The following is a 13,522-nucleotide window of genomic DNA, read 5'->3' on the forward strand; positions in this document are numbered from 1 at the left end:
AGCCAACAGAACCTCTTATGCGTAGATAAGCTGCGGCTGGCGTAGTTCCGGCCGCGTGACGCTTGTGCTATAAAGCATGTTGCGAGGACTTCACATGACCATGACCAAGTATGTCTACTCCTTTGGCGGCAACCGCAACGAGGGCAGTGCCTCGATGCGCAACACCCTAGGAGGCAAGGGTTGCAACCTTGCCGAGATGGCCGGGCTGAATATTCCTGTTCCCCCGGGCTTCACGGTGATCACCGACGTATGCACCCTCTACTACCAGGAGGGGAAAAAGCTTTCCTCCGAGGTCGTGGCGCAGGTGAAGGAGGCTCTCATATGGCTGGAGGGCGTCCGGGGCAAGAAGCTGGGCGACGCCGCCAACCCACTGCTGGTTTCCGTGCGCTCCGGTGCGCGGGTGTCCATGCCCGGCATGATGGACACGGTGTTGAACCTGGGCCTCAATGACCAGACCGTTGAGGGCTTGGCCAAGGCCAGCAACAACCCCCGCTTCGCCTGGGACAGTTACCGCCGCTTCATCATGATGTATTCCGACGTGGTGCTGGATGTCCATAAAGACAACTTCGAGCACCGGATCGAGGCCCTGAAGGCCAAGACCGGCAAACAGAGTGACACCGAGATCACCGCCGATGAATGGAAGGTGCTCTGCGGCGAGTTCAAGGCCATCGTCAGGGAGAAGCTGGGACACGACTTCCCCCAGGACCCCATGGAACAGCTCTTCGGCGGCATCGCCGCAGTCTTCAACAGCTGGGAGACCGAGCGCGCCATCATCTACCGCCGCATGAACCGCATCCCCGACGACTGGGGCACCGCCGTCAACGTGCAGTCCATGGTCTTCGGCAACATGGGCGATGACTGCGGCACCGGCGTGGCCTTCACCCGCGACCCCGGCACCGGCGAGCCCTACTTCTACGGCGAGTATTTGATCAACGCCCAGGGCGAGGACGTGGTGGCAGGCATCCGCACCCCCCAGCCCATCACCAACTTCCAGGCCAACGGCACGGGCCTCCAGAGCCTGGAAGACGCCATGCCCGAGACCTTCAAGGAGCTGCTGGAGACCGCAACCCGCCTCGAACAGCACTTCAAGGACATGCAGGACATCGAGTTCACCATCGAGCAGCGCAAGCTCTACATGCTCCAGACCCGCAACGGCAAGCGCACGGCCATGGCCGGCATCCGTGTGGCCCTGGACATGGTCAAGGAGGGCATGATCGACGAGGCCACCGCCCTGCAGCGCATCAACGCCGACGATCTGGTGCAACTCCTGGCCCCCATCTTCGACCCCAAGGAGAAGAAGGCCTTCGAGAAGGCTGGCAAGCTCATGACCAAGGGCCTCAACGCTGGCCCCGGCGCTGCCACCGGCCGCATCGCCCTCTCCGCCGAAGAGGCCCAGGAGATGGCCCAGTCCGGCCCGGTGGTGCTGGTGCGCCTCGAGACTTCCCCTGAGGATCTGGCGGGCATGGTGGCCGCCGAGGGCATCCTGACGGCCCGTGGCGGCATGACCTCCCACGCCGCCGTGGTGGCCCGCGGCATGGGCAAGCCCTGCGTCTGCGGTGCCTCCACCCTGGAAATCGATTTGGCCAAGGCCACCGTCACCGTGGGTGAGGTCTGCCTCAAGGCCGGGGAAGACTTCATCTCCATTGATGGCTCCACCGGTGAGGTCTTCGCCGGTCAGCTCTCCGCCCACCCCGCCGAGGTCAATCAGGTCCTGGTCAACAAGATCATGAAGGCCGAGGAGAGCGAGACCTACCAGCGCTTCGCGACCATCATGAGCTGGGCCAACAAGGTGCGCTCCATGAAGGTCCGCACCAACGCCGATTCCCCCCACGATGCGGACGTTGCCCGGGCCTTCGGGGCCGAGGGCATCGGCCTCTGCCGCACCGAGCACATGTTCTTCGAAGGCGACCGCATCCTGGCCTTCCGCGAGATGATCCTGAGCAAGGATGCAGCAGGCCGGAAGACCGCCCTCGCCAAGATCCTGCCCATGCAGCGCTCCGACTTCGAGGGCATCTTCGAAGCCATGAACGGCCTGCCCGTCAACATCCGTCTCATCGACCCCCCCCTCCATGAGTTCGTTCCCCATGACGAGAAGGGCCAGGAGGAGATGGCCAAGGTCCTGGGCGTGAGCCTGGAGGAAGTGAAGCACCGCGTCGAGAAGCTCCACGAGTTCAACCCCATGATGGGGCATCGCGGCTGCCGCCTCGGCATCACCTACCCCGAGATCATCCGCATGCAGATGCGCGCGATCTGCGAGGCCGCCATCAATGTCGCCAAGAAGGGCATCGTGGCTCTCCCCGAAGTGATGGTTCCCCTCATCGGCCACGTGAAGGAACTGACCTACACGAAGGGCGAGATGCTGGACGAGTTGGCGCTGATCAACAAGGAGAACGGTACCGATTTCTCCTGCCCCATCGGCACCATGATCGAGATTCCCCGCGCCGCCCTCACCGCCGACCAGATCGCCCTTGAAGCCGACTACTTCTCCTTCGGCACCAACGATCTGACCCAGATGGGCTTCGGATTTTCCCGTGACGACTCCGGCTCCTTCCTGCCCGAATACGTCTCCAAGAAGATCCTGGAGGACGATCCCTTCCAGAGCCTTGACCAGCAGGGCATCGGCGAACTGGTGCGCATCGCTGCAGAAAAGGGCCGCGCCACCAAGCCCGAGCTCAAGCTGGGCGTCTGCGGCGAGCACGGCGGCGACCCCCGCTCCGTCAAGTTCTTCCACAAGGTAGGCCTCAGCTACGTGAGCTGCAGCCCCTACCGCGTGCCCGTCGCCATCCTGGCGGCCGCGCAGGCCACCCTCGAGGACAAGTAGACCCTGAGCTTTCCGCAAGCGAAGCACCCGGTGGGACTGGTTCCTTCCGGGTGCTTCGCTTTTCATGGTGAGATAAAGGCATGGTTTTCGAACACCCCCTCCCCTTGGCCCTGCTCACCTTCGCCCTTGCCCTCGGCTTGGAGCTCCTGTCGCGCCGCGGACGGAACACCCTGCCCCTCTACCGGCGCCACCTCCTCCTGTGGTCCCTCTTCCTCCTGGCCAGCCTGGGCTGGGGGCTCAGGGCACCGCGCCCTGTCGCCGCATTTGTCGCCGGGGCCCTGGGCAGCCTCTCCGCCCTCAGTTTGAGCTGCCTCCCCTTCCTCCGCAGCCGCGGGCTCCGGGGCTTTGCCTGGCAGAGGGGAACCGAGCAGAGGCCCGACCCGGAGCGCCCCCTCATCCTGGTGGCCGATGCCCACTGGGGCGAAGAGCTGACGGGCCTGCGGGAAGCCACCCTGGCCCACCCCGACGCGGACTGGCTCTTCCTGGGGGATATCTTCGACCTCTGGGTGGGCCTGCCAGGTATGGAGACCGAAGCCCAGCGTTCCTTCCTCTGGTGGGTCCGGGAGCGCCGCCACCTGGGCCGCTGGGTGGGCTTCTGGATGGGCAACCGAGAGTATGCCCTGGACAGCCTGGCCTCCCATTTCGATCTGATGGGGGAGGGCATCGGCGGCGCCCTGCCCAAGGAGGGCCTCGCATGGGAACACGGGGATCTGATCAATGGCCGGGATTGGCGCTACCGGGTCTGGAACCTCGTCTCCCGCAGCGGATTCTTCTGGCTCGGGGGGAGACTGCTCCCGGCTGCCTGGGTCAAGGGAAGGTTGATGAAGCTGGAGAAGGCCATGCGGACCGTGAACCAGGAATATCGCCTGCAGTTCCCCCGGGAGGCCTTCCGCTCAGCCGCCCAGGAACAGCCGGAAGCATCTTTCATCACCGGCCATTTCCACACCTACGAGGTCGAGGCCAACGGCACAGCCCTCCCCTGGGCCCACGAAGGCCGTTTCATGCTCTGGCACGAAAGACGGGTCCAACCCCTCAGATAGGCAATCCCATGTCGATCATCCACGCCGCCTGCCCCCATGACTGCCCGGACACCTGCGCCCTGCGAGTGCATGTCGAGGGGGGTCGGGTGGTGAAGGTGACAGGCAACGTCGAGCATCCCCTGACCTGCGGGTTACCTTGCGCCAAGGTGGGGCGCTATGCGGAGCGCCTCTACCACCCGGATCGCCTGCTCCACCCCATGAAACGCATCGGCCCCAAAGGGGAAGGCCGCTTCCGACGGATCAGCTGGGATGAGGCCCTGGACCTCGCGGCGGAACGCCTGAATACCGTGGCGACCCGAAATCCCCAAGCCATCCTGCCATACCACTACGGCGGCACCATGGGCCTGGTGCAGGGGGACAGTATGTCCGCCCGCCTCTTCCACAAGCTGGGGGCCTCCCGCCTCCAGAAGACCATCTGCGCGGAGGCTGGCTTCCAGGGCCTGCTCCACACCTACGGCGCGGGCATGGGAATGCACGCTCAGCACCTCGCGGAGGCGCGCCTCATCCTCCTCTGGGGCACCAACCCCATCGTGTCGGGCATCCACCTCTGGATGAAGGTCCAGGAGGCCCAGAAGCGGGGCGCCCGGGTGGTGGTCATCGATCCGGTCCGCACGCAGACCGCCGAAAAGGCGGACCTGCACCTGCCCATCCGCCCCGGCACGGACGCCGCCCTGGCCCTGGCCATGATCCATGTCCTGATCCGGGAGCAGCTCCTGGACCAGGACTACATCGCCCGTTACACCGAGGGCTTCGAGGCCCTGAAGGCGCGCGCCGCCGCCTATCCCCCCGAGGAGGCCGCGCGCATCTGCGGGCTGGATGTCTCCCAGATCGAGAACCTGGCCCTGGAATACGGCCACACCAAGCCCGCCGCTATCCGCCTCAACTACGGAATGCAGCGCACCCGGAACGGAGGTCAGGCCACCCGGGCCATCTGCTGCCTGCCGAGCCTGGTGGGGGCCTGGCGCCACCGGGCCGGTGGCCTCCTGCTGTCCTCCTCGGGCTTCTTCCCGGCGAACAGCGCGGCCTTGACCCGTCCTGACCTGCTGAAGGGCAATCCCAGGGCCATCAACATGAGCCTCCTGGGGGAGGCCCTGGTGGACCAGGACGACCCGATAAAATTACTATTTGTTTATAACTCAAACCCCGCCGCCGTGGCCCCGGACTCCCGGAAGGTGGCCCAGGGCCTGGCCCGGGAGGACCTCTTCACCGTGGTCCTGGAGCATTTCCAGACGGACACCGCCGACTACGCCGACCTCCTGCTCCCGGCCACCATGCAGATGGAGCATCTGGACATCCACAAGTCCTATGGGCACACCTGTCTGGCGGTCAATCTGCCCGCCGTGGAGGCCCCCGGGGAAGCCCTGCCCAACGCCGAGATCTTCCGCCGTCTGGCCCGGCGCCTGGGCTTCGAGGAGCCCTGTTTCCGGGAGAGCGACGAGGAGATCGCCCGACAGGCCTTCCACTGGGAGCGGACGGGCACGGACTGGGAGACCCTCAAGACGACAGGCTGGGCCGCTCTTCCCCTGCCGGAGGCTCCCTTCGCCGAAGGCCATTTCCCGACCCCCTCGGGCCGCTGCCAGCTTTTCGCCGGGGGCCTGGAGGCCCAGGGCCTGGATCCCCTGCCCTCGTGGACAGGCGAAATCCACGACCTGCGCTACCCCCTGACCCTGCTCTCCATTCCCTCCCGGGACTTCCTCAACACCACCTTCGCCAATCTGGCGGGCTGCCAGCCGAAGGCGGGCGTCCCCACCCTGGAGATCCATCCCATGGATGCGGGTCTGCGGGGCATCCAGGAAGGCGACGAGGTCCGGGTCTTCAATGCCCAGGGGGAGATCGCCTTGAAGGCGGTGCTGACGGAGCGAGTCCAGCCCGGCGTGGTCGTGACCCCCTCCATCTGGTGGAGGAAGCGCAGTTCCGACCACAAGAACGCCAATGAGCTCACGAGCATGGCCCTCACGGACCTCGGAGGAGGGCCCACCTTCTACGATTGCCGCGTGGAAGTGGTTAAACCCTTTCCCTCCGGAGTCCATCCATTCACCATGGAGACCTCCCGGAGGACATCATGAAGCTGAGTCCCATCCTGCCCATCGCCCTGGGGCTGGCCCTCTTCACCGGCTGCGCCACCTACTCCGTGCGGGCTGACTACGATACCAGTGCCAACTACACGGCCTACAAGACCTTCGACTGGTACGCCGCCAGCAAGTATGCCAAGGGCAAGACCGATGGTGGTGCCAGCGCCATCATGGACCGCCGAGTCCGGCACGCAGTTGAGAAGCAGCTCACAGCCAAGGGCTTCCAGCTGGAGAAGAAGGCCGAGCCGGATTTCCTGGTCACCTACTACCCCGTCTACCGCAATCGCCAGGTGGTCACCACCACCAACATGGGGGGCGGCCTTTTCTGGCGCCCCTTCCACTACGGGATGAGTTCGGCCGTGAGCGAGGTCCGTAACATCAAAGAAGGCTCCATCATCCTGGAGATCGTGGACTACAAGACCAACGAGATGATCTGGCAGGCCGTGGCAGATGGCGCCCTGACGGACCTCCGGACCCCCGAGGACGCGGATGAGGTGGTGGCCGATGCCGTCGAACGGATGCTGGAAAAATTCCCACCCCACGGGGAGAAGAAGTAGACCGTTGCCCCCCCCAAGCCCGGCAAGCATGCCAGGATTAAAACATGCAACTACAAACTTGCCGCAACTTTTTATGGGGATACAATTAGACCGTGGACGTGGAATACGATCCTGCCAAAAATGCTCGAAATATCGAGATGAGGGGGTTGTCCTTTGACAGGGCGCCCGAGCTGGATTGGGATCGAGCTTTATTGTTCCAGGACGATCGGAGCGATTACGGAGAGACCCGGTGGCTTGCCCTTGGTTTTCTGGATGCAAGGCTGCATGTCCTGGTCTTTCTGGAAACCGAGAATGGCATCAGAGTTATCAGCTTTCGCAAGGCCAATGAAAGGGAAAGGAGGAGATATGACCAGGCGCAAACCATTGATTGACAAGGAAGGTGAGGTTCGCGAGCTGACCCTGGAGGATTTGAAGGCATTTCACCCGATCCAGGAGTTGGCCCCCCCCTCCCTTTTGAAAAAGCTGGGGGTTCGCGGCCCCCAGAAAGCCCCCACCAAAGAGCAGATCAACATCCGCCTTTCCAAGTCGGTCCTGGAAAGTTTCCGTGCCACGGGCAACGGGTGGCAGACACGAATTGATGAGGCTTTGAAGGACTGGCTGAAGGCGCACAAGCCTGCGTAAGGATAGTTGGGAGGAGAAGGACAGCCCATATCCTTCTGAAGCCTTGACCAGCAGTTCCCCCTCTGTCATTTTGGATCCATCAGGAGTTTCCTTGTCCCGTTCCGTTCTCATGACCCTTTCTGCTTGGCGTTGGTGGCCCAACTCCAACGGGCAGGGTGTGCTTGGACTCAGGAAGCTCTAAACACAAATCAAGACACCCCATATCAAGGCCCGTCGGATTCCCACCGGCGGGCCTTTTCGCATGCACCCTTTCCTTTTTTCATGGAGCTCTCATGTCCCAGCCCGCACCCAACGTGCTGCCCCTGACCCGCACCCTCTCCGCCGACACCCTGACCCCAGTGGGGATCCTGGTGGCCGCCCGCAAGCAGGGCATCAAGGGATTCCTCCTGGAGAGCGTCGAGGGCGGAAGCCACTTGGCCCGCTACAGCATCCTGGGCTTCGAACCCCGGGAGCGCCTCTTCTCCCGGGAGGGCAAGCTCTTCCGCCGCACCTCCACAGGGGATGAATGCCTGCCCGGCTCCCTTCCCGAGGCCCTCAAGGCCCGCCTGGCCGCCTTCCGCCCCCAGGAAGTGCCCGAGCTGCCCCGCTTCGCCGGGGGCTATGTGGGCTACCTGGGCTACGCCTGCGCCGCCTCTGTGGAGCGCCTGCCGGTGAAGCCCGATCCCTTCGGCCTGCCGGATGCCGTCCTGGAGCGCTTCGACGACATCATCATCTACGATCACGTCCGCAGCCGGGTCACCCTCCTGGCCAATGCCGTCCTGGAAGACCACGCCAGCGAGCCGGAAGCCCGCGCCGAGGCCCAGAGCCGCCTGGAGCGCCTGGCCGCCCTCATCGCCAGCGCCGGGGCCTCCCCCCTGGACTGCGGGGACGTCAAGCCCGAGCTGCCCAATCTGCCGGGCCGCGAGGCCTATGCCACCGCCGTCACCAAGGCCAAGGAACACATCCGCCTGGGCGACATCTTCCAGGTGGTGCTCTCCACCCAGTTCCTCACCCCCTATGAGGGTGATCCCCTGGACATCTACCGCCGGATGCGCATGAGCAACCCATCGCCCTACCACTTCTTCCTGGACCAGGAAGAGGCCACGATCCTGGGGGGCAGCCCCGAGATGCTGGTGCGGGTGGAGGATCGCCAGATGGAAGTGCGCCCCATCGCCGGGACCCGGCCCCGGGGCGCCACTCCCGAAGCCGACGAGGCCCTGCGCTCCGAGCTGCTGGAGGATCCCAAGGAGGCCGCCGAGCACGTGATGCTGGTGGACCTGGGGCGCAACGATGTGGGCCGGGTCTGCGAATTCGGCAGCGTCAAGGTCGCGGCCTTCCGCACCGTCGAGGCCTACAGCCACGTCTTCCACATCGTCAGCAGCGTGGTGGGGCACCTCCGCCCCGATGCCCATCCCGTGGACGCCCTCTTCGCGGGCTTCCCCGCCGGGACCGTGAGCGGCGCCCCCAAGATCCGGGCCATGGAGATCATCCACGACCTGGAGGGTCCGGGCCGCGGCGTCTACTCCGGTGCCGTGGGCTACTTCGACTACCGGGGCAACCTGGACACCTGCATCGCCATCCGCACCGCCATCGTCAAGGATGGCATGGTGCAGCTGCAGGCCGGGGCGGGCATCGTGGCGGACTCGATCCCCGACCGCGAGTTCGACGAGTGCCGCCAGAAGATCGCCTCCACCGCCACCTCGCTGGTGCACTGATGGTCCTCAGCATGCAAAAAGCAAAATTCCACCACCAAGTCACGAAGGGCACCAAGGGGGCACGAAGAAAAGCGTTGCTCGCGGTGGAAGTCGCTCTTCAACTCTCCTCACGCATGCAACCCGCCTCGTCTCCCCTGCTCTCCCGCTGAGGTCCCCATGATCCTGGTCATCGACAACTACGATTCCTTCACCTACAACCTGGTCCAGCTCCTGGGGGGCCTGCATCCCGAGATCAGGGTGGTACGCAACGACGCCATGAGCCCGGCGGAGATCCTGGCCCTGAATCCGGACTACCTGATCCTTTCGCCGGGTCCCGGCAACCCCTCCCAGGCAGGCAACCTGCTCGATATCGTCAAGGAGTGCGGTCCCCATATCCCCACCTTCGGGGTCTGCCTCGGACAGCAGGCCATCGCCCAGGCCTTCGGGGGCCAGGTGGTACCCGCCCCCAGCCTCGTCCACGGCAAGGCCAGCCCGGTCTACCACAACGGCGAAGGCATCTTCGCCGGTCTGCCCAACCCCATGGAGGCGGGCCGCTACCACTCCCTGATGGTGGACGCGGATACCCTTCCCGCCTGCTTCACGGCCCTGGCCCACAGCGGCGATGGAGTCCTCCAGGCCATTGCCCACAGGGAATTCCCCATCCAGGGAGTCCAGTTCCACCCGGAATCGGTGCTCACGCCCCAGGGCACCCAGATGCTGCGCAACTTCCTCCGTATCTACCGCCGCCGCGAGGTCAACGCATGAGCCACCATCTCCTCCACCGCACCATCGCCGGAGATCCCGTCACCCGCGAGCACGCCTCCACACTGCTCCGCGCCTTTGCCGAAGGCGAGGCCCTGCCCGAACAGCTCGCCGCCGCCCTCACGGCCCTGCGCATGCGCGGCGAATCCGCCGAGGTACTCATCGGGTTCACCGAAGTGTTACGCGAGCAATACATTCCCGTGGAGTTGGCAGGACTTCCGGCGGTGGACCTCTGTGGAACCGGCGGCGACTGCCAGTCCACGGTGAACCTCAGCACCGCCGCCGCCTTCGTGGTGGCGGGCGCGGGCGTGCCCGTGGCCAAGCACGGCAACCACGGCGTTTCGAGCAAGACCGGCAGCGCCGACGTGCTCCAGGCCCTGGGTCTGCCCCTGAAGCTGGCGCCCGAGGCTGTGGCCCGCTGCATCCGTGAGCTCGGGATCGGCTTCATCTATGCTCCCGCGCACCACCCGCTCTTCGCCAAGATCGGCCCCGTGCGCCGGGCCCTGGGCTTCCGCACCGCCTTCAACCTCCTGGGCCCCGTGTGCAACCCCGCCCAGGTGAAGCGCCAGATCATCGGCGCCTTCAGCATTGAAGCCATGCGCCTCATCGCCGATGTCCTGGCGGCCCTGGGCACGGAACGCGCCTTCATCGTCCATACCCCGGGCCCCTACGACGAGGTGAGCCTCACCGCCCCGGCGATGGTGCTGGAGGTCTCGAACGGCAAGATCACCGAGCGCACCTTCGCACCCGCCGATTTCGGCTCCCGCACCCTGGAGCCCAGCGAACTGGCGGGCGAGGACGCCACCTCGAACGCCGCGCGCATCGAAGCCCTCCTGAAGGGCCAGAAGGACGGCGTGCGCCAAGCCGTCTGCGCCAACGCCGCCTGCGCCATCGTGGTCGCGGGCAAGGCCGACACCCTGGCCGAGGGATTCCGCATGGCCGAAGCCTCCATCGACTCCGGCGCCGCCTACGCCAAGCTACAGGCCCTCCGGGCCTTCGGGAAGGAGTAGGCATGGGCTTTCTCACCGATCACAACGCCTTCCGCCGCCAGGAGAGCGCCCAGCGCCGCCTTGAGCAGCCCGAGGCCACACTCCGGGAGCGCATCGCCCAGCGCGGTCCCTGCCGGGACTTCGCCGGGGCCCTGCTCGCCGTTCCAGCCCCAGGGATCATCGCCGAGGTCAAGTTCCGCTCCCCCTCCAAGGGCAGCCTGCGTCCCGCCAAGGATGTGGAGGTGGTGGCCCAGAGCTACCAGCAGGCCGGGGCCTCCTGCCTTTCCGTGCTGGTGGACGGCCGCCATTTCGACGGTGACTGGGCCTTCCTGGACCGGGCCCGCGGTGCCTGCGAGCTGCCCCTGTTGGCCAAGGGCTTCTTCTGCGACCCCTACGACCTCCTGGAGGCCCGGGCCAGCGGCGCCGATGCCGCCCTGCTCATCGCCCGCTCCCTCTCCCGTGCGGAGCTGGAGACCATGCTGGGCACGGCCCGGGAACTGGGACTCCAGACCCTCCTGGAACTCCACGGCGAGGATGACCTGGAGAAGGCCGAAGGGCTGGAACTGGACCTGGTGGGCGTGAACCACCGGGATCTGGACACCCTGGTGATGGACATGGACCTGAGCCGACGCCTCGCCGACCACATGCCCCCCGCCCGGGTCCGCGTTTCCGAGAGCGGCCTGAACACCCCCGAAGACCTGGAGCGCATGGTCGGCCTGGGCTACCAGGCGGTGCTCATGGGCACCCGCTTCATGTCCCAGCCCCAGCCCGGCCTGGAGCTGGCCCAGCTCCTGAAGGAGCTTCGTGCCGCCCGTTAAGGTCTGCGGGCTCACCCGCAGCGAGGACGCCCTCCTGGCCTGGGAGCTGGGGGCCTCGGCCCTGGGCTTCATCTTCCACCCCAGGAGCCCCCGGGCCGTGACGGCGGCCCAGGTGGCCGCCATCCGTGCAGCCCTGCCCCCAGAGGCCATTACCGTCGGCGTCTTCGTGGACTGGGAGGCGGAGCGGGTGAACGAGGCAGTGCAGGAGGCCGGGCTCAGCCTGGCCCAGCTCCATGGCCACGAAGGCCCCGAGCTTGCGGCCCGCATCCAGGTGCCCGTCATCAAGGTCATCTGGGAGGAGGAAGCCCGGGACGAAGGCCTGCTGAGGGCCTACGAGGTGGCGGCCTTCCTCCTGGACGCCTCCCACCCCACCCTGCCCGGCGGCACGGGCCTGCGCTCCGACTGGGCCCTGGCCCGGGAGCTGGCGCAGCGCCATCCCCTGATCCTGGCCGGGGGATTGAACCCCCTCAACGCCAGGGAAGCCTGGGACAGCGTCCACCCCGCCGCCCTGGATCTCGCCAGTGGCGTGGAAGCATCGCCGGGGGTCAAGGATCCTGCCAAGCTGAGGGCCCTCTTCCAGACCCTCACGGGACTCGAATCCGAAAATTCTGTCCGGGGGTTCCGGAAATGAAAAGAGTCAACACAGAGGGCGCAGAGAAAAGCAAAAAGAGAGGGCACAGAGATTTTTGGGACAACAACATGCCCACATACGGCACTCCGGCCACCCCGCTGCGCGGGGGCGACCGGCTTCGCCGGACGCGTTCCGGGAGGATGCACTCCCTTCGGCGCGCAAGCGCGCCTTCGGGGTCGCACCCTCCCGGAACTGGGCCGGGGCGCCTGATGCTGGGTCCAACCCACTCTCTTCTTCCAGCTTTTCTTTCTTTTGTTTTTCTCCGCGCCCTTTCTTTTCCTCCTCTGCGCCCTCTGCGTTAACTCTTTTTGATCTTTTGTTCTTTATCTGTTTGAGGCGACAACCATGACCAGACCCCTAACCCAACCTGATGACCGGGGCTTCTTCGGGGCCTTTGGGGGGCGCTTCGTCCCTGAGACCCTGAAGCCCGCCCTGGATGAACTGAGCGTGGCCTACGCCGTGGCCAAGGATGACCCCAGCTTCCAGGCGGAGTTCGCGGAGGCCCTGGCGACCTATTCCTGCCATCCCACCCCCCTCTACCACGCCGAGCGCCTCTCGGAGCATGTGGGTGTCCCGGTCTACCTCAAGCGGGAGGACCTGAACCACCTGGGGGCCCACAAGGTCAACAACGCCCTGGGGCAGATCATCCTGGCCAGGCGCATGGGCAAGAAGCGGATCATCGCGGAGACCGGCGCCGGGCAGCACGGGGTGGCCACCGCCGCCGTGGCGGCCCGCTTCGGCCTGGAATGCATGGTCCACATGGGCGAGGAGGACATCCGCCGCCAGAAGCTCAACGTGCGCCGCATGGAACTCATGGGAGCCACGGTCAAGCCCGCCCTCTCCGGCAGCCGCACCCTCAAGGACGCCACCAACGAGGCGATCCGGGACTGGGTGGCCAACGTCGAGACCACCTTCTACCTCATCGGCAGTGTGGTGGGGCCCCATCCCTATCCCTCCATGGTCCGGGACTTCCAGTCCTGCATCGGCCGGGAGGCCCTGGCCCAGATGCAGGAGCGCACCGGCGGCCTGCCCACCTACGGCGTGGCCTGCGTGGGCGGCGGTTCCAACGCCATGGGGCTCTTCCATCCCCTCTCCGCCCACCCCGAGATCGAGCTCATCGGCATCGAGGCCGCGGGCGAAGGGGTTGATACCGAACGCCACGCCGCCACCCTCACCAAGGGCTTCCCCGGTGTGCTCCACGGGGCCATGAGCTACCTCCTCCAGGATGCCGAAGGCCAGGTGACCGAGGCCCATTCGATCTCGGCGGGCCTGGACTACCCGGGCATCGGCCCCGAGCATGCTCACTTCCACACCACGGGCCGGGCCCGCTACGAGAGCGCCACGGACGCGGAGGCCATCAACGCCTTCGAAACCCTGAGCTGCCTGGAGGGCATCATCCCGGCCTTCGAAAGCTCCCACGCCCTGGCCTGGGTCCTGCGCAACGCCGGCAAGCTGAAGGGTCCCGTGCTCCTCTGCCTTTCGGGGCGCGGAGACAAGGACATGGAGGAATACCTGTTGCACAAGGAAGGGAAGTAGCC

The 13,522-nt window shown here is 65.8% G+C and carries 12 protein-coding genes; all 12 read left to right on the plus strand.

All coding sequences use genetic code 11. The features are described 5' to 3' along the window. Positions 1-94: 94 nt before the first annotated feature. The 12 genes from ppdK (at position 95) to trpB (ending at position 13,520) form a co-directional block, all read left to right on the plus strand. Positions 95-2,821, plus strand: coding sequence for a pyruvate, phosphate dikinase (gene ppdK / locus HOLFODRAFT_RS0216730; protein WP_005033557.1), 2,727 nt, complete (start codon positions 95-97; stop codon positions 2,819-2,821). Between the two features lie 80 nt (positions 2,822-2,901). Next, positions 2,902-3,861, plus strand: coding sequence for a hypothetical protein (locus HOLFODRAFT_RS0216735; protein WP_005033555.1), 960 nt, complete (start codon positions 2,902-2,904; stop codon positions 3,859-3,861). Between the two features lie 8 nt (positions 3,862-3,869). Further along, complete coding sequence (locus HOLFODRAFT_RS0216740) at positions 3,870-5,927, plus strand: molybdopterin-containing oxidoreductase family protein (RefSeq protein ID WP_005033553.1); 2,058 nt, start codon at positions 3,870-3,872, stop codon at positions 5,925-5,927. Continuing rightward, positions 5,924-6,490 carry a DUF4136 domain-containing protein gene (locus HOLFODRAFT_RS0216745; protein WP_005033550.1) on the plus strand — a complete coding sequence of 189 codons (567 nt, stop codon included), beginning with the start codon at positions 5,924-5,926 and terminating at the stop codon, positions 6,488-6,490. Before HOLFODRAFT_RS0216740 ends, HOLFODRAFT_RS0216745 begins: the two co-directional genes overlap by 4 nt. A 137-nt stretch (positions 6,491-6,627) precedes the next feature. Beyond that, positions 6,628-6,861: a BrnT family toxin gene (locus HOLFODRAFT_RS25855; RefSeq protein ID WP_425280016.1), complete on the plus strand. Its 234-nt coding sequence runs from the start codon at positions 6,628-6,630 to the stop codon at positions 6,859-6,861. Further along, entirely contained in the window at positions 6,755-7,111 is a 357-nt protein-coding gene (locus HOLFODRAFT_RS0216755) for a BrnA antitoxin family protein (protein ID WP_244432683.1), read from the plus strand. The genes HOLFODRAFT_RS25855 and HOLFODRAFT_RS0216755 overlap by 107 nt, the downstream gene beginning before the upstream one ends. A gap of 272 nt (positions 7,112-7,383) precedes the next feature. Beyond that, a complete protein-coding gene (locus tag HOLFODRAFT_RS21975) occupies positions 7,384-8,805 on the plus strand; it encodes an anthranilate synthase component I family protein (protein ID WP_005033545.1) in 1,422 nt (473 codons plus the stop codon). Positions 8,806-8,961: 156 nt separating this feature from the next. Beyond that, positions 8,962-9,549, plus strand: coding sequence for an anthranilate synthase component II (locus HOLFODRAFT_RS0216765; protein WP_005033542.1), 588 nt, complete (start codon positions 8,962-8,964; stop codon positions 9,547-9,549). Then, on the plus strand, positions 9,546-10,556 hold the full coding sequence (gene trpD, locus HOLFODRAFT_RS0216770) for an anthranilate phosphoribosyltransferase (protein WP_005033540.1): 1,011 nt from the start codon (positions 9,546-9,548) through the stop codon (positions 10,554-10,556). Before HOLFODRAFT_RS0216765 ends, trpD begins: the two co-directional genes overlap by 4 nt. A 2-nt stretch (positions 10,557-10,558) precedes the next feature. Continuing rightward, entirely contained in the window at positions 10,559-11,353 is a 795-nt protein-coding gene (locus HOLFODRAFT_RS0216775) for an indole-3-glycerol phosphate synthase TrpC (protein WP_005033538.1), read from the plus strand. Further along, positions 11,340-11,984, plus strand: a complete 645-nt coding sequence (locus HOLFODRAFT_RS21980) for a phosphoribosylanthranilate isomerase (protein ID WP_005033536.1) — start codon at positions 11,340-11,342, stop codon at positions 11,982-11,984. The genes HOLFODRAFT_RS0216775 and HOLFODRAFT_RS21980 overlap by 14 nt, the downstream gene beginning before the upstream one ends. Before the next feature lie 345 nt (positions 11,985-12,329). Then, a complete protein-coding gene (gene trpB, locus HOLFODRAFT_RS0216785; protein WP_005033533.1) occupies positions 12,330-13,520 on the plus strand; it encodes a tryptophan synthase subunit beta in 1,191 nt (396 codons plus the stop codon). The last annotated feature ends 2 nt before the right edge of the window (positions 13,521-13,522 follow it).

Origin of the sequence: Holophaga foetida DSM 6591 (assembly GCF_000242615.2) — a bacterium.
Taxonomy (GTDB): domain Bacteria; phylum Acidobacteriota; class Holophagae; order Holophagales; family Holophagaceae; genus Holophaga; species Holophaga foetida.

What these genes read in the sequence shown, in the direction of transcription:
- ppdK (WP_005033557.1), top strand. Translation starts at nt 95, where the DNA reads ATGACCATGACCAAGTATGTCTACTCCTTTGGCGGCAACCGCAACGAG.
- HOLFODRAFT_RS0216735 (WP_005033555.1), top strand. Translation starts at nt 2,902, where the DNA reads ATGGTTTTCGAACACCCCCTCCCCTTGGCCCTGCTCACCTTCGCCCTT.
- HOLFODRAFT_RS0216740 (WP_005033553.1), top strand. Translation starts at nt 3,870, where the DNA reads ATGTCGATCATCCACGCCGCCTGCCCCCATGACTGCCCGGACACCTGC.
- HOLFODRAFT_RS0216745 (WP_005033550.1), top strand. Translation starts at nt 5,924, where the DNA reads ATGAAGCTGAGTCCCATCCTGCCCATCGCCCTGGGGCTGGCCCTCTTC.
- HOLFODRAFT_RS25855 (WP_425280016.1), top strand. Translation starts at nt 6,628, where the DNA reads ATGAGGGGGTTGTCCTTTGACAGGGCGCCCGAGCTGGATTGGGATCGA.
- HOLFODRAFT_RS0216755 (WP_244432683.1), top strand. Translation starts at nt 6,755, where the DNA reads ATGTCCTGGTCTTTCTGGAAACCGAGAATGGCATCAGAGTTATCAGCT.
- HOLFODRAFT_RS21975 (WP_005033545.1), top strand. Translation starts at nt 7,384, where the DNA reads ATGTCCCAGCCCGCACCCAACGTGCTGCCCCTGACCCGCACCCTCTCC.
- HOLFODRAFT_RS0216765 (WP_005033542.1), top strand. Translation starts at nt 8,962, where the DNA reads ATGATCCTGGTCATCGACAACTACGATTCCTTCACCTACAACCTGGTC.
- trpD (WP_005033540.1), top strand. Translation starts at nt 9,546, where the DNA reads ATGAGCCACCATCTCCTCCACCGCACCATCGCCGGAGATCCCGTCACC.
- HOLFODRAFT_RS0216775 (WP_005033538.1), top strand. Translation starts at nt 10,559, where the DNA reads ATGGGCTTTCTCACCGATCACAACGCCTTCCGCCGCCAGGAGAGCGCC.
- trpB (WP_005033533.1), top strand. Translation starts at nt 12,330, where the DNA reads ATGACCAGACCCCTAACCCAACCTGATGACCGGGGCTTCTTCGGGGCC.